The sequence below is a fragment of the Yersinia massiliensis CCUG 53443 genome (assembly GCF_000312485.1).
GTDB lineage: Bacteria > Pseudomonadota > Gammaproteobacteria > Enterobacterales > Enterobacteriaceae > Yersinia > Yersinia massiliensis.
Map to the genome: position 1 here is coordinate 828,458 of NZ_HE997643.1, position 14,873 is coordinate 843,330.

The following is a 14,873-nucleotide window of genomic DNA, read 5'->3' on the forward strand; positions in this document are numbered from 1 at the left end:
TAGATTGATAATATTTTTTTATCGTCAATGCGTTACCTCAGCAACAGATTCATAATAAAATGAATTATTAGCATTTCAGCAGTGTGATTTTACTGTATTGATGTAGGAAAAGATCGTGAGCGTAGTGTTACGCAGCGCCTACGTAACAGGTATATTGAACCCGCTAAATGCTACGTAATGTGCAGCATACCGCCAAGGGGAGCAGATGTTCGGCTATCATTCAGCAACACCTAAAATACGCTTGACCACTGATCGTATGTCATTGCGGCTGGTCCATGAGCGTGATGCTTATCGCATGGCGGAGTATTACGCTGAAAATCAGACATTTCTCAAGCCGTGGGAGCCAGTGCGCGATCAAAGCCACTGCATGCCGTCAGGCTGGCAGGCGCGGTTAGGAATGATCATGGAGCTGCAAAAACAAGGCAGTGCCTACTATTTCATTTTGTTAGACCCTGAAGAGAAAGAAGTACGCGGTGTCGCAAACTTTAGCAATGTTCTGCGCGGCTCATTTCATGCCTGTTTTTTGGGCTATTCATTAGGTGAGCGCTGGCAAGGGCAGGGGTTAATGTTTGAAGCGTTGCAACCGTTGATTCGCTACATGCAACGGCAGGAGCGGATGCACCGTATTATGGCTAATTATATGCCGCATAATCATCGCAGCGGCAGTTTACTTGAACGGCTAGGTTTTGAGCGTGAAGGCTACGCGAAGGATTATTTATTGATCGACGGTCAGTGGCGAGATCATGTGCTGACGGCCTTGACTAACAAAGAATGGACACCCACTCGCTGAGGTTAGGATGAAACACACTCTAAATGCGCTCGAAGCCCGAGTGATAGGCTGTTTGCTGGAAAAACAAGTCACGACGCCTGAGCAGTATCCGATGTCGCTCAATGGTGTGACGGTTGCTTGTAATCAAAAAACCAATCGTGAGCCGGTGATGGAGTTATCTGATTCCGACGTGCAGCAAACGCTGGATTTTCTGCTAAAAAAACATCTTATCCGGACTCAAAGTGGCAACCGGGTCATGAAGTACGAACATCGTTTTTGTAATTCCGAGTTTGGTAATCTTAAATTTTCACCTGCGGAATTGGCGGTCATCACCACGCTATTATTACGCGGCCCGCAAACTCCCGGTGAGTTACGCACTCGCACAAATCGGATGCATGAATTTGCTGATGTGGCTGAGACAGAAGACATTCTGAATCAACTCTCTCTACGTGAGGACGGACCATTTGTGGTGCGTTTAGCTCGTGAACCGGGTAAGCGTGAGAGCCGCTACATGCATTTGTTCAGTGGCGATATTGCGCCAGCAACGCCAGATGAAGACACCACCGTTGGTGGAACCAGCGCCCTTGAAACGCGAGTTGCGCAGTTGGAGCAACAAGTGATGGCGCTGACGCGTCGTTTGGATGAAGTTTTGATCCAGTTAGATGATTGATAAGGATGATATGAAAAAACTGCGTGTGGGTATCGTCGGACTCGGGGGGATTGCCCAGAAAGCCTATTTACCTATCTTGACCCAAGCATTGGACTGGCAGTTGATAGGGGCATTTTCACCCAATCAAATTAAGGCGCAACCGGTGTGCGACAGCTATCGTATGCGCTATTTTTCGCGTTTAGATTCACTCGCCGAACAATGCGATGCCATTTTTGTCCACAGCAGTACTGCCAGCCATTTTCAAGTGGTGAGTGAGTTGCTACAGGCTGGCATCCATGTTTATGTTGATAAACCATTGGCCGAAACATTGGCGCAATCTGAACAGTTGATCGCGCTGGCAGCAAAACAACGTTTAGCGTTAATGGTTGGATTTAACCGCCGTTTTGCACCGTTATATCAGCAGTTAAAACAACAACTGGCTTCTCCAGTCTCGTTGCGGATGGAAAAGCATCGCCAGAACGGTATCGGCCCCAATGATGCCCGTTTCACGTTACTTGATGATTACCTTCATGTGGTGGATACGGCACTGTGGCTCGGGGGCGAGCCGGCAAAATTAACGACTGGCACGTTACAGACGAATGCTCAAGGTCAAATGCTGTACGCGGAGCATCATTTCGAGGCAGGGCAGTGTTCAATAACCACCAGTATGCACCGTGATGCGGGTACTCAACGCGAAAGTGTGCAAGCAATCAGCCCCGGCAGCTGTTACCAGATCAACAATATGCACCAGTGGCAACAGGAATCTGAGGGGCAGATTATCAGTTTGCCGGTGCCCAGTTGGCAAACTACGCTGGAACAACGAGGGTTCGTCGGTGCTGTGCGTCACTTTATCACGGCGGTGAATAACCAAACGGCACCCCAAGTCTCGGGCGAAAAAGCGATTTATGCACAACGCATGATAGAAGCGATGTTGCAGCCTCAAGCCGCAAGGTAAGCGGCGGGTGAGGTGAACATGAGTAAATATTCAGCCGCTTCAGTAAGTTGTTACACTTTACGATGGCTATTCACGGCCGGTTACGTAGACTAGCGGCTGTTCTATATCGTGTTAAGGCCACGGTTATTTAATGGCCACTATTGGGTAGAAGCAGCGCCTGCGGATTGCAGGCGTTACTCTTTACGGCGTATTTGAAGAACAGATCAAAAAATTGATCGGAAAACAGATCACAACCCCAGATCAGAAAACCTATGAATTTACTGAAATCACTGGCAGCCGTCAGTTCAATGACCATGTTTTCCCGCGTATTGGGCTTCGCTCGCGATGCTATTGTGGCGCGAGTTTTTGGTGCGGGTATGGCGACGGATGCCTTCTTTGTGGCATTCAAATTACCGAACCTCCTACGGCGTATTTTTGCTGAGGGTGCATTCTCACAGGCTTTTGTGCCGATTCTGGCGGAATATAAAAGCCAACAGGGCGAAGAAGCAACTCGCACATTTGTGGCTTATGTCTCCGGTCTGTTAACCCTGATACTGGCGGTTGTTACCGTGCTGGGTATGCTAGCCGCGCCTTGGGTGATTTTTGTGACGGCCCCCGGTTTTACCGATAACGCCGATAAGTTTGCGTTAACCTCTGCACTGCTGCGCGTGACATTCCCTTATATTTTACTGATTTCATTGGCTTCGCTGGTGGGGGCGATCCTCAATACGTGGAACCGCTTTTCCATTCCTGCCTTTGCGCCGACCTTCTTGAATATCAGCATGATTGGTTTTGCGCTCTTTGCCGCCCCTTACTTTAATCCGCCAGTGATGGCGCTGGCGTGGGCGGTAGTGGTAGGGGGCGTGCTGCAATTAGGGTATCAGCTTCCTCATCTGAAAAAGATTGGAATGCTGGTTCTGCCGCGCGTATCGCTGCATGACGCGGGTGTTTGGCGAGTGATGCGACTAATGGGGCCCGCGATCCTCGGGGTGTCAGTTAGCCAAATTTCGCTGATTATCAACACCATTTTTGCTTCTTTCCTCGTGTCAGGCTCCGTCTCTTGGATGTACTATGCTGACCGTTTGATGGAGTTCCCCTCTGGTGTCTTGGGTGTGGCGTTAGGCACTATTTTGTTGCCTTCACTGGCAAAAAGCTTCTCCAGCGGCAACCATGACGAGTACTCGAAACTGATGGATTGGGGTCTGCGGTTATGTTTCTTACTGGCATTACCCAGCGCAGTGGCATTGGGGATCTTAGCTAAACCGCTGGTGGTATCACTGTTCCAATACGGTAAATTCAGCGCCTTTGATGCTGCCATGACCCAACGGGCATTGGTGGCTTACTCCGTGGGTTTGATGGGATTGATTGTGGTCAAAGTTTTAGCGCCGGGGTTTTACTCACGCCAGAACATCAAAACGCCAGTGAAAATTGCCATTATCACCTTGATATTGACTCAGGTGATGAACCTGATTTTCATTGGGCCGCTTAAGCATGCAGGGCTGTCGTTGTCGATTGGGCTAGGGGCTTGCCTGAATGCCAGTTTGCTTTATTGGCAATTGCGCAAGCAGCAGATTTTCCATCCGCAGCCGGGTTGGGCCATTTTTCTGACTAAATTGGTTGTTGGCGTCATCGTCATGTCAGGGGTGTTGCTGGGGCTGTTGTGGGTGATGCCTGCATGGGATATCGGTGGGATGGCATATCGGTTACTACGCTTATCCGCGGTGGTGGTGGCGGGGGTTATTGCCTACTTTGCTGCGTTGGCGTTACTCGGATTCAGAGTGCGGGATTTTGCTCGACGAACGAATTGATGACGCTATACCAGCGCTGGACAGCGCAAAAAGAAAAGGCCCTATTAGGGCCGTTGAGATAGCTGACAAAGTACTCATTGCGGAGAGGACAAGCAGATCGTAAAGACGCCGTAAAATCATCCTTGATGGCTCGAGCCGCGCCATCCTTGGCGCGGACGCTTTACTCTTCTACCTGTCCTCCTCACCGTTCACGACAGCAGGTAGAGCAATTACATCCGTTCTACCGTGCGGATACCCAGAGTATCTAAACCTTGCTTGAGGGTTTTTGCTGTCAACATCGCCAGTTTCAGGCGACTTTGACGAATTTCTTCACTTTCAGCATTCAATATCTGGCAATGTTCGTAGAAACTGGAGAATAAGCCCGCTACGTCATACAGATAAGAACACATCACATGAGGCGTTCCTTCACGGGCGACCATCGTAATCACTTCTTCAAATTGCAGCAGACGCGTGGCCAGTGCAGCTTCGCGATCTTCAGTGATCACCAGCGGCAATGTCAGGCTATCTTCATCTATACCAGCACGTTTAAACACTGAAACGACGCGGGTATAGGCATATTGCATATAAGGTGCCGTGTTGCCATCCAGTGCCAGCATGTTATCCCAATCGAAGATATAGTCAGTAGTGCGGCTCTTAGATAAGTCAGCGTATTTCACCGCACCAATACCCACGGCTTCCACCACTTGCTGCAGTTCATCGGCAGGCATGTCTGGATTTTTCTCGGCGATCAGTTTACCGGCGCGTTCAATCGCTTCATCCAGCAAATCGGAGAGCTTAACGGTGCCACCTGAGCGGGTTTTAAATGGCTTACCATCTTTGCCGAGCATCATGCCGAACATATGGTGTTCTAGCGGCACAGATTCTGGCACATAACCGGCTTTACGCACGATAGTCCAAGCTTGCATCAGATGTTGATGCTGGCGGGTATCGATGTAATACAGTACGCGATCTGCACCCAGCGTCTCATAGCGATACTTGGCACAGGCAATGTCTGTGGTGGTGTAGAGGTAGCCACCATCTTTTTTCTGGATAATGACGCCCATGGGCTCGCCATCTTTATTTTTATACTCATCCAGATAGACCACGGTAGCGCCATCGCTTTCTACTGCCAGACCTTTGGCTTTCAGGTCAGCCACAATGCCGGGCAACATGGCGTTGTACAGGCTCTCACCCATGACATCGTCTTTGGTCAACGTGACGTTGAGGCGATCATAAGCAATTTGGTTTTGCGCCATGGTGATATCCACCAACTTGCGCCACATTTGGCGGCAATACTCGTCGCCACTTTGCAATTTAACCACGTAAGCACGAGCGCGTAGGGCGAAGGCTTCATCTTCATCATAGGTTTTCTTGGCTTGCTGATAGAAAAGCTCAAGATCCGATAAGTCCATATCACTGGCACTTTCATTCTGCATTTTTTCTAGATAGGCGATCAGCATACCGAACTGCGTACCCCAGTCACCGACGTGGTTGGCACGAATAACATTGTGTCCTAAGAACTCCAATGTTCGCACTGCGGCATCACCAATAATGGTTGAGCGTAAGTGACCGACATGCATTTGCTTGGCCACGTTGGGTGCAGAATAATCAACCACAATTGTTTGCGGTTCTACCGGTGAAACACCTAATTTAGGGGCAGTGAGCGCGTGTTCCGCTTGACTGGCCACCCATTGACGATCGAGGAAGATATTAATAAACCCAGGGCCGGCAATTTCAACTTTGCTGGCAATACCTGCAAGATCGAGCAGTTCAATGACTTTTTCTGCCAGTTGTCGGGGTTGCATGCCCAGTTTTTTGGCGACGGCCATAACACCATTCGCTTGATAATCGCCAAATTGCGCTTTAGCAGATTGGCGAACTTGAGCTTCGCTACCTGCTGGAGCACCTGCTGCAATCAGCGCCTGGCTGACTTTGTCTGAGAGAAGAGCCTGAATATTCACCGGGTTACCTTAATTACGCACGAAAGAGACATTAATGACGCACAAAAGAATCTCTGTGCCAGTTAATTCAAACGGGGTCAGCGCCGAGCACGACAAAAATGAACAGTAGTGAGGCGGGCTGACAGCGAGTTAGTCGCAAGATGGCAGGATTTATATCATATTTGCCCTCCGACGTCAGCATCAGGGCGGCGGTTGCGGTGAAGAATACCTACAAATAGATCAACTGATTATTTTATTAGCAATGATGAGAAAAACATTATTAATTGAGCGGATAAAATATGGCTGTTATGGACTAATAACGGTAGATTATGGCCGCTTGACTGAAATCATTGCTTAAACGGAGAGCCAGATGCGCAGCCTGAAAGATATTGCTCAATTGCAGGACTTAATTATCGACTTACCGATTTTTGAGCAAAAACTCGCTAATTTCTCCGCCAAATTAAATTTGGATTTAACACAGTTCAGTGCTGATCATATTTCATTACGCTGCTATCAAACCGAAACGGCTGAGCGCTGGCGCAGTGGACTATTGCAATGCGGTTATTTAATGTCCGAGACGCAAATTAATGGTCGGCCAATTTGCCTGTTCGATTTAGTCCATCCCTTATCCATTGGGCCATGGCAGATAGATTGCATTGAACTGCCGTATCCGGGGAAAACCCATTACCCCCATCAGGGCTGGGAGCATGTCGAATTGGTGATACCTGGCGGCCCACAAACCCTGAGGCAGCGAGCCAGAGCTTTATTACCTGCTGAGTTACCGGTGGGGATGACGGAAAAATTTAGTTCGCCGCAAGGGGAGCATGAGCGTTTAGCCAATCCCACTCTCGCCGTGAGTGATGGTGAGATAACGATTAAATTTCACCCTTATACTTTGCGACAAATAATAGAGAGTGAGCACAACAACTAACGTCAATAGGTTATTTATTTCATCCTTGATGATCACTTATGGTTATCGCTGTGACTAACATCTACTCATGGACTCAAAATGAGTGCCATAGTAAGTGAATTGTATCGCTGATTCGATTTTGTTTTGCTGTGATTGATATATTAAGCATCCCAATTATTGAATAATGGAATTTTTAAATTCTACGGTGATAGCTGTGCCTCGCTATCTATGTGAGCGATATATGTCCCAAAAATACGGGTGAAAATAACTGCCGCAGTGGCATCCATCAAACGGGGGAGAGAATGACGACATTGGAAATTTGTTGCTATAGCGTCGATTGCGCACAAGTAGCAGAAAAGGCAGGAGCCGACCGGATTGAATTATGCTGCGGTCAGTCCGAGGGAGGGTTAACACCGAGTGTTGGCGCATTAATGCAAGCCAGAGAAACCGTTACGATCCCGGTACATCCGATCGTACGCCCTCGAGGTGGTGATTTCTGCTATAGCAACAATGATTTCGCTATCATCAAAAATGATATTGCACGTATCCGCGATATGGGCTTCGCCGGTGTTGTGGTGGGGGTGCTTGATACTGACGGACATATTGATATGCCACGAATGCGGGAAATCATGTCTATCAGTGGTAACTTAGCCGTCACCTTCCATCGCGCATTTGATATGTGCCAGAATCCGATGGTGGCCTTACAGCAACTCACCGATTTGCATGTGGCACGAATTCTAACTTCGGGTCAGCAGCAAAATGCTGAGTTGGGACTGGCCTTGCTGAAAGATTTAGTGACCGCCACTCAGTCTCATGGGCCTGTTATCATGGCAGGAGCGGGGGTTCGCCTGACCAATATGCAGAAGTTTATTGATGCAGGCATTCAAGAGTTGCACAGTTCGGCAGGCCGTTCAATGCCATCTAGCATGAAGTATCGCAAGGCCGGTGTGACTATGTGCGCCGACAGTGATGTGGATGAGTTTGCACATTATTGTGTTGATGGCGAAGTGGTGGAGGCGATGAAGAGTTTGTTGGTGATGGGTGCACCGCTTTCACAGAGTGCTTAGATCCTGCGTACTTGAAACTACCTCGATATTAGCGGCCTCGGTGATCAACCTGAGGCCGTTTTTTATAAGCTGATGTTATGGTTTGCGTGCGATCAGTACAGCACGAAGCGGCGCAGGATAGCCTTCAATTGTTTTGCTCGCGTCTTGCGGATCAAGAAACTCAGCTAACGACTCACTGGTCATCCAGTCGGTACGGCGCTGTTCATCAGTGGTGGTCACCGCCATATCCGCGATTCTGACATCGACAAACCCACACTTTTCTAGCCACTCTTTCAATGCCGGTGCGGAAGGAATGAAATAGACATTGCGCATTTGAGCATAACGGTCACCGGGCACCAATACTTGGCGGTTATCACCCTCAACCACCAGCGTTTCAAGTACTAACTCACCCTCACTGACCAACTGATTTTTCAACTGATAGAGGTGATCCAGCGGTGAGCGGCGGTGATAGAGCACGCCCATGGAAAACACGGTATCAAAGGCTGCCAGTTCAGGCAGTTGCTCAATGCCCAGAGGCAGTAAGTGTGCGCGTTGATCGCCGCCTAGCAACTTACGAATGGCTTCGAACTGGCACAAAAACAGTTGCATCGGATCGATACCCACCGCCAGGTGAGCCCCTTCACCAATCATGCGCCAAAGGTGATAACCACTGCCACAGCCAACGTCCAAAATAGTACGCCCAGCCAGTGGGCTGATATGCGGCAACACGCGTTGCCATTTCCAATCAGAACGCCATTCGGTATCGATATCCAGCCCATATAAAGAGAAGGGGCCTTTGCGCCATGGCATTAAGGCGCGCAACATATTTTCCATGCCTTCACGCTGACCCGCAGAAATCGGCGGTGACATTTCAGCCCGCACACCCTCACGCAGATCTAAAGAGGTTGGCGTGAGTAGCGGTAAATGCTCGACCGCGTTAAACCACGTTTTAAACTTGCCGTGCAAGGATTCACGTTGCCAAGCGCTGAGTTGAGCGGGCAGGGTATCAAGCCACGGGCTTAACGGACCTTTGGCAATGAGTCGGTAAAAGTCGCCAAATTCAATCATTGCGCGTCTCCTGCTTTCAGGGCAATCAGCGAACCAAAATTAAAACACTGGAACCACACCTCTGCATGTTCGAAACCTGCTTGGTGTAGGCGTTGTTTATGGGTTTCAACGGAGTCGGTCAGCATGACATTCTCAAGCATGCTGCGCTTTTGGCTGATTTCCAGCTCGCTGTAGCCATTGGCGCGCTTAAAATCGTGGTGCATGTTAAACAACAGTTCGCCGATATCGCTATCTGCAAAATTGAATTTCTCGGATAACACTAAGGCACCGCCCGGCCGAAGCCCTTGATACACCTGATTAAGTAGCCGTTGACGATCCGCAGGTTCGAGGAATTGCAGCGTGAAATTAAGCACGACCATTGAGGCGTTTTCTAGCTGAATATCCAGAATATCGGATTCCACCACTTCGACAGGCGTATCAGCCCGAAAAGCATCGAGATGACGACGGCAGCGTTCAACCATGGCGGGAGAGTTATCTACGGCAATGATTTTGCAGCCTTCGGCTTTGATGTTGCGGCGCATTGACAGTGTGGCCGCGCCAAGCGAACAACCAAGATCGTATATCTGGCTGTGCGGTTGTACAAAGCGCTCCGCTAGCATGCCTATCATCGAAATAATATTGGAATAGCCGGGGACTGATCGCTGGATCATATCGGGGAACACTTCAGCGACTTTTTCGTCGAAGGTCCAGTCGCCTAATTTGGCGATCGGGGCTGCGAACAGGCTATCACGCAGTGGCTCTGCCGCCCCAGATGGATGGCGTTGCGCGTCGTTTTGAGATTGAGTATCGCGATTTGGCATGACTGTCATTGGCATTAACAAGAAATTTAAGGCGCGTATTATAACAGAAAAAGGCACAGATAAGCGCGATAAACCGAGAGCAGGTAAGAGAACGGCGGGGCAAGGCATGAAGGCGGGGGGAACCCGCCCGAGCTAATCGTGTTCCCGCCTTAGCGTTGCAGGACACAGAGAACGTAAAAATGGGGTCAGGTTAGACTGAAAATCTGATCCCAAGGTAAGTAGTAAATATTGGCAATAACCATTAATACCAAAGAAACATAAGTGGCACTCATCCCCGAGCGACGCCAGCGAATTTCGCGATGACGCAAACCATAATAATGTAGCAAGCGGCCAACTATCAGCATCAATCCGCAGAGGTGGATCATCCACGTCAACGCACCGTTCATCTCCATCATGATGAGTAAAATTACAGCAATAGGAATATATTCTACGGCATTACCGTGTACGCGGATGGCAGTTTGTAATTCATAAAAACCACCATCACCGTAAGCAACCCGATACTGGTTTCTTAACTTCACGACATCAAATGAAAGCTTGATCAATAACAGTGCGCCCAACACAACATAAAGCGAGCTAACCATTTTCAACTCCATTGCCCAACCATAGACTGGCTGAATAATGATAACCGCCTACTGGGTAACTGTCGCTAGAAAAATCACGGGAAGGTCATTTCATGGGGTTAAGTTAACCGTTTGGAAAGATGAACTTAAAATAATGTGTCTTGTTCAGGCCAATCGGGTGCCGGTGCTAGCATCGGGATCATTGCAGCCAAGTGTTGCCAAATCTTTTGTGCCTGTTGTGGGGAGTCGCCATTATCAGGTGTGTGAATGAATACATAAGGCTGATATTGCTGTTCCCAGAGGGGGAGTTTCTGCATCCAAGGTGCAAATAGGGCCAAATTATCATCGAACTGGTCGCCACCAATAAAACGCACCAACGGTTGCCCACCGGTGACGACGGCATGGACGGGTAAACGTGGCTTTTTACTCTGTGCATCTCGCACGGCGGGCGTTAAAGGTTTTGCCGCATGAATGGGGCGGCTATCTAAGATGACTCGATTGATGGAACGTTGGTGTAAGCCTTGATTCAGCGCCAGTTCCGCAGCCCCTTTGGCGAAAAACTCAGGGTGGCGAACTTCGACCCCGTAATGAAAACTATGAGGCAATTTATCCAAAAATTGCCATAAGCGGCCTAAATCTTGAGGCCCAAAGGCGGCGGGTAACTGTAGCCATAACTGACCAATACGCGCATGCAAAGGCGCTAAGCATTGGTAAAAAGCATGCAGTTCTTGCTCGCATTCACGTAAAGCAGCCTGATGGCTGATAGTCGAAGGGAATTTAAAGCAAAAACGGAAACTGTCGGAGGTCATATCACGCCAACGCTGCACGATTTCTAATCGAGGCAGGGCATAAAAGGTCGTATTACCTTCAACGCAGTTGAAATAGCGGCTGTAATCAGCGAGATCCTTGATGCCCAGCCGGTTCCAGGCGGGGTGTTGCCATTGCGGCAGTCCTATAAACAAATATCCTTCCTACTTGACGTTGCCGCGTTGTTAGCGGCGTTCATTCACCCGAATCACTGACTGGAGTCAGCTCATCGGGATTCACTCACTTGCTGCCTAGCCGCAACGCCAATTAGTTTGGATATTCCAGCTTAACTTGACGTTGCCGCGTTGTTAGCGGCGTTCATTCACCCGAATCACTGACTGGAGTCAGTTCATCGGGATTCACTCACTTGCTGCCTAGCCGCAACGCCAATTAGTTTGGATATTCCAGCTTAACTTGACGTTGCCGCGTTGTTAGCGGCGTTCATTCGCCCGAATCACTGACTGGAATGAGTGATTCGGTTTTGTTTCGCTCGAATTTAGCGTTATGCGCCCAGTGCTGCAAGCACTTCAGCGCTGCTACGCACACGTGATATCCGCGGGAAGATATTATTGACGGCAAATTGCTGCATCTCGGTGCTTGCGGTACTGCAACCATCTTCGGCAATCACTAATTCATAACCGTGTTCCCAAGCTGCACGGGCGGTCGACTCCACACCAATATTGGTGGCAATTCCAGCTAACACGATGGTTTTTATGCCGCGACGGCGCAATTGTAAATCTAAATCGGTACCGTAAAACGCACCCCATTGATGCTTAATCACCTGAATATCATGCTGTGTGACAGCAAGTGCCTCAGGGAAGCTCCACCAGTAATCAGGCAAGCCACCCTCAGGCGGTGGGCTTGGTTGATCGACCGGTTGTTTAAGTGCATCAGCGAATGAGTCAGACCAGCCTACACGCACAAAAATGACGGGAGCGCCGAGTTGGCGGAATTTATCCGCCAAGCGGGCGTTAACCGCGATAACCTGCTCAGCACTGTACGGGCCTTTGGCGTAGGGTAAAATTCCCTGTTGCAGGTCGATCAACACCAATGCGGTGGTTTTAGCATCAAGTTTCATTGTGTCTAGCCTCGATATCATAACGTTTGATGATGGACAAAAGGGGTAAACTGGCAGCCCATTTATGTCAGCATATGTTATCGACCCGTCCCTGTGAGGGGGAAAATTTGTTAAATGATGTGTTAAAACACCGCCGAAAGAGATTAAGTCGTGTCTGAGCTGTGCGTTCGCTCTTATCTACGCCTCGAATTTCCTTTATAATAGCCCCCATTTTTCGACAGTCTTAACTCCAGAATACCTAAGAAAACAGCTGCACGGGCAGTGCATAACGCGTGCGGCATCGGCTGAGTAAAAGGATATTGTATGCGTACTGAGTATTGCGGGCAGTTGAATCTGTCCCATGTTGGCCAAGAAGTGACTCTTTGTGGTTGGGTTAATCGTCGCCGTGACTTGGGTGGCCTGATTTTTATTGATATGCGAGATCGCGAAGGCATCGTTCAGGTGTTCTTCGATCCAGACCATAAAGCCGCTTATGAGCAAGCTTCTGAGCTGCGTAACGAATTCTGCATCCAGATCACTGGTACTGTGCGTGCACGTCCTGATAGCCAAATTAATAAAGATATGTCGACGGGTGAAGTAGAAATCTTCGCTAACGCGCTGAATATCATTAACCGCTCTGAGCCGTTACCACTGGACTCTAATCAGACCAACAGTGAAGAACAGCGCCTGAAATATCGCTATCTGGATTTACGTCGCCCAGAAATGGCTGACCGCCTGAAAAATCGCGCTAAGATCACCAGTTTTGTTCGTCGCTTCATGGACAGCCATGGTTTCCTTGATATTGAAACCCCAATGCTGACCAAAGCGACTCCTGAGGGTGCGCGTGACTATCTGGTACCAAGCCGTGTACATAAAGGCAAATTCTACGCGTTGCCTCAGTCACCACAGTTGTTCAAACAATTACTGATGATGTCTGGTTTTGACCGCTACTATCAGATTGTAAAATGCTTCCGTGACGAAGACTTACGCGCTGATCGTCAGCCTGAATTTACCCAGATAGACGTTGAAACCTCTTTCATGACCGCTGACCAAGTGCGTGAGGTGATGGAGAAGCTGGTCCGTGAACTATGGCAGGAAACCAAAGGTGTTGATCTGGGCGATTTCCCAGTGATGACTTTTGCGGAAGCCATGCGCCGTTACGGTTCTGATAAGCCAGACCTGCGCAACCCATTGGAATTAGTGGATGTGGCCGATCTGGTCAAAGAAGTTGAGTTTAAAGTCTTCTCCGGCCCTGCAAATGACGCTAAAGGCCGTGTTGCGGCACTGCGCGTACCGGGCGGCGCTCACGTCACGCGTAAGCAAATTGATGAGTACGGTCAGTTCGTCGGCATCTACGGTGCAAAAGGCTTGGCTTGGTTGAAAGTCAATGACCGTGCTGCTGGGATGGACGGCGTGCAAAGTCCTATCGCTAAATTCCTCAGCGCTGAAGTGTTAGAGGCGATTCTGACCCGCACTCAGGCCGAAAGTGGCGATATTCTGTTCTTCGGCGCGGATAGCAATAAGATCGTGACTGATGCGATGGGTGCACTGCGTTTGAAAGTTGGGCGCGACCTGCAATTAACTCAACTTGATGTCTGGGCACCGCTGTGGGTTGTTGATTTCCCAATGTTTGAGGATGACAGTGAAGGCGGCTTGACGGCGATGCATCATCCGTTTACTGCGCCGAAAGACATGAGCCCTGAACAATTGGCTGCGGCACCGACCACGGCTATCGCCAATGCGTACGATATGGTGATCAACGGGTATGAAGTGGGTGGCGGTTCTGTTCGTATCCACCGCACTGAAATGCAACAGCAGGTATTTGGTATTCTGGGGATCAATGAGCACGAACAGCGTGAGAAGTTTGGCTTCTTGCTGGACGCATTGAAATACGGCACACCTCCGCATGCAGGTTTGGCCTTTGGTCTGGACCGTTTAGTGATGCTGTTGACCGGTACGGATAATATCCGTGATGTTATCGCCTTCCCGAAAACTACGGCTGCGGCTTGTCTGATGACTGACGCGCCAAGTTTTGCCAACCCTGCTTCGTTGCAAGAGTTGTCTATCAGCGTCGTGGCGAAGAAAGGTGCGGCGGAAGAAGAGAACCAGTAATGAATTATAAACGCCCCGAATCGATTCTGGTGGTTATTTACGCCAGATCCAGCGGTCGGGTGCTGATGTTGCAACGCAAAGATGACCCTGACTTCTGGCAGTCTGTCACCGGCAGTCTGGAAGAGGGGGAAACGCCGTTGCAAACTGCACAGCGCGAAGTAAAGGAAGAAGTCGGCATCGATATACTGGGTGAGAACTTAGCGCTGCTAGACTGCCATCGCTGTGTGGAATTTGAACTCTTTGCGCATTTGCGCCGCCGCTATGCACCGGGTGTCACGCGGAATAAAGAACATTGGTTCTGTGTGGCAATACCCGAGGAGCGAGATGTGGTTATCACCGAACATCTTGCCTACCAGTGGCTCAATGCAGCAGATGCCGCTGCCTTGACAAAGTCCTGGAGCAATCAGCAGGCGATTGAAGAGTACGTCTTTTAG

14 protein-coding genes are annotated in these 14,873 nt (G+C 49.4%); 8 read left to right on the forward strand and 6 right to left on the reverse strand.

Annotated features, from left to right (window positions below):
- Nucleotides 1-205: 205 nt before the first annotated feature.
- The 4 genes from rimJ to murJ all read left to right on the forward strand — a co-directional run bounded on the left by rimJ (nucleotide 206) and on the right by murJ (nucleotide 4,160).
- Nucleotides 206-790: a ribosomal protein S5-alanine N-acetyltransferase gene (gene rimJ / locus BN68_RS03725; RefSeq protein ID WP_019209809.1), complete on the forward strand. Its 585-nt coding sequence runs from the start codon at nucleotides 206-208 to the stop codon at nucleotides 788-790.
- Between the two features lie 7 nt (nucleotides 791-797).
- A complete protein-coding gene (locus BN68_RS03730; protein WP_019209810.1) occupies nucleotides 798-1,439 on the forward strand; it encodes a YceH family protein in 642 nt (213 codons plus the stop codon).
- Entirely contained in the window at nucleotides 1,432-2,373 is a 942-nt protein-coding gene (locus tag BN68_RS03735; RefSeq protein WP_019209811.1) for a Gfo/Idh/MocA family protein, read from the forward strand. Before BN68_RS03730 ends, BN68_RS03735 begins: the two co-directional genes overlap by 8 nt.
- 251 nt (nucleotides 2,374-2,624) lie before the next feature.
- On the forward strand, nucleotides 2,625-4,160 hold the full coding sequence (gene murJ / locus BN68_RS03740; RefSeq protein WP_019209812.1) for a murein biosynthesis integral membrane protein MurJ: 1,536 nt from the start codon (nucleotides 2,625-2,627) through the stop codon (nucleotides 4,158-4,160).
- Between the two features lie 209 nt (nucleotides 4,161-4,369).
- Here murJ and argS read toward each other — a convergent pair whose 3' ends face one another.
- Entirely contained in the window at nucleotides 4,370-6,100 is a 1,731-nt protein-coding gene (gene argS, locus BN68_RS03745; protein WP_019209813.1) for an arginine--tRNA ligase, read from the reverse strand.
- 349 nt (nucleotides 6,101-6,449) lie between these two features.
- Here argS and BN68_RS03750 point away from each other — a divergent pair, with 349 nt between their 5' ends.
- Both BN68_RS03750 and cutC read left to right on the forward strand, forming a co-directional pair.
- Nucleotides 6,450-7,010: a VOC family protein gene (locus tag BN68_RS03750; protein ID WP_019209814.1), complete on the forward strand. Its 561-nt coding sequence runs from the start codon at nucleotides 6,450-6,452 to the stop codon at nucleotides 7,008-7,010.
- 281 nt (nucleotides 7,011-7,291) lie between these two features.
- On the forward strand, nucleotides 7,292-8,056 hold the full coding sequence (gene cutC, locus BN68_RS03755; protein ID WP_019209815.1) for a copper homeostasis protein CutC: 765 nt from the start codon (nucleotides 7,292-7,294) through the stop codon (nucleotides 8,054-8,056).
- Between the two features lie 75 nt (nucleotides 8,057-8,131).
- On the opposite strand, the gene cmoB is transcribed toward cutC, so the two are convergent.
- The 5 genes from cmoB to BN68_RS03780 all read right to left on the reverse strand — a co-directional run bounded on the left by cmoB (nucleotide 8,132) and on the right by BN68_RS03780 (nucleotide 12,348).
- Nucleotides 8,132-9,103, reverse strand: a complete 972-nt coding sequence (cmoB, locus tag BN68_RS03760) for a tRNA 5-methoxyuridine(34)/uridine 5-oxyacetic acid(34) synthase CmoB (protein WP_019209816.1) — start codon at nucleotides 9,101-9,103, stop codon at nucleotides 8,132-8,134.
- Nucleotides 9,100-9,903: a carboxy-S-adenosyl-L-methionine synthase CmoA gene (gene cmoA / locus BN68_RS03765; protein WP_019209817.1), complete on the reverse strand. Its 804-nt coding sequence runs from the start codon at nucleotides 9,901-9,903 to the stop codon at nucleotides 9,100-9,102. Before cmoA ends, cmoB begins: the two co-directional genes overlap by 4 nt.
- Nucleotides 9,904-10,088: 185 nt before the next feature.
- On the reverse strand, nucleotides 10,089-10,484 hold the full coding sequence (locus tag BN68_RS03770; protein ID WP_019209819.1) for an MAPEG family protein: 396 nt from the start codon (nucleotides 10,482-10,484) through the stop codon (nucleotides 10,089-10,091).
- Nucleotides 10,485-10,609: 125 nt separating this feature from the next.
- Entirely contained in the window at nucleotides 10,610-11,425 is an 816-nt protein-coding gene (locus BN68_RS03775) for a DUF72 domain-containing protein (protein WP_019209820.1), read from the reverse strand.
- Between the two features lie 347 nt (nucleotides 11,426-11,772).
- A complete protein-coding gene (locus BN68_RS03780) occupies nucleotides 11,773-12,348 on the reverse strand; it encodes a hydrolase (protein WP_019209821.1) in 576 nt (191 codons plus the stop codon).
- 303 nt (nucleotides 12,349-12,651) lie between these two features.
- Here BN68_RS03780 and aspS point away from each other — a divergent pair, with 303 nt between their 5' ends.
- Both aspS and nudB read left to right on the forward strand, forming a co-directional pair.
- On the forward strand, nucleotides 12,652-14,439 hold the full coding sequence (gene aspS, locus BN68_RS03785) for an aspartate--tRNA ligase (protein ID WP_019209822.1): 1,788 nt from the start codon (nucleotides 12,652-12,654) through the stop codon (nucleotides 14,437-14,439).
- Nucleotides 14,439-14,873: a dihydroneopterin triphosphate diphosphatase gene (nudB, locus tag BN68_RS03790; RefSeq protein ID WP_019209823.1), complete on the forward strand. Its 435-nt coding sequence runs from the start codon at nucleotides 14,439-14,441 to the stop codon at nucleotides 14,871-14,873. Before aspS ends, nudB begins: the two co-directional genes overlap by 1 nt.

Coding starts and splice junctions, on each gene's coding strand:
- cmoB (WP_019209816.1), bottom strand. CDS start 9,103: ATGATTGAATTTGGCGACTTTTACCGACTCATTGCCAAAGGTCCGTTA.
- BN68_RS03750 (WP_019209814.1), top strand. CDS start 6,450: ATGCGCAGCCTGAAAGATATTGCTCAATTGCAGGACTTAATTATCGAC.
- BN68_RS03735 (WP_019209811.1), top strand. CDS start 1,432: ATGATTGATAAGGATGATATGAAAAAACTGCGTGTGGGTATCGTCGGA.
- BN68_RS03730 (WP_019209810.1), top strand. CDS start 798: ATGAAACACACTCTAAATGCGCTCGAAGCCCGAGTGATAGGCTGTTTG.
- rimJ (WP_019209809.1), top strand. CDS start 206: ATGTTCGGCTATCATTCAGCAACACCTAAAATACGCTTGACCACTGAT.
- BN68_RS03780 (WP_019209821.1), bottom strand. CDS start 12,348: ATGAAACTTGATGCTAAAACCACCGCATTGGTGTTGATCGACCTGCAA.
- nudB (WP_019209823.1), top strand. CDS start 14,439: ATGAATTATAAACGCCCCGAATCGATTCTGGTGGTTATTTACGCCAGA.
- cmoA (WP_019209817.1), bottom strand. CDS start 9,903: ATGCCAAATCGCGATACTCAATCTCAAAACGACGCGCAACGCCATCCA.
- murJ (WP_019209812.1), top strand. CDS start 2,625: ATGAATTTACTGAAATCACTGGCAGCCGTCAGTTCAATGACCATGTTT.
- aspS (WP_019209822.1), top strand. CDS start 12,652: ATGCGTACTGAGTATTGCGGGCAGTTGAATCTGTCCCATGTTGGCCAA.
- BN68_RS03770 (WP_019209819.1), bottom strand. CDS start 10,484: ATGGTTAGCTCGCTTTATGTTGTGTTGGGCGCACTGTTATTGATCAAG.
- cutC (WP_019209815.1), top strand. CDS start 7,292: ATGACGACATTGGAAATTTGTTGCTATAGCGTCGATTGCGCACAAGTA.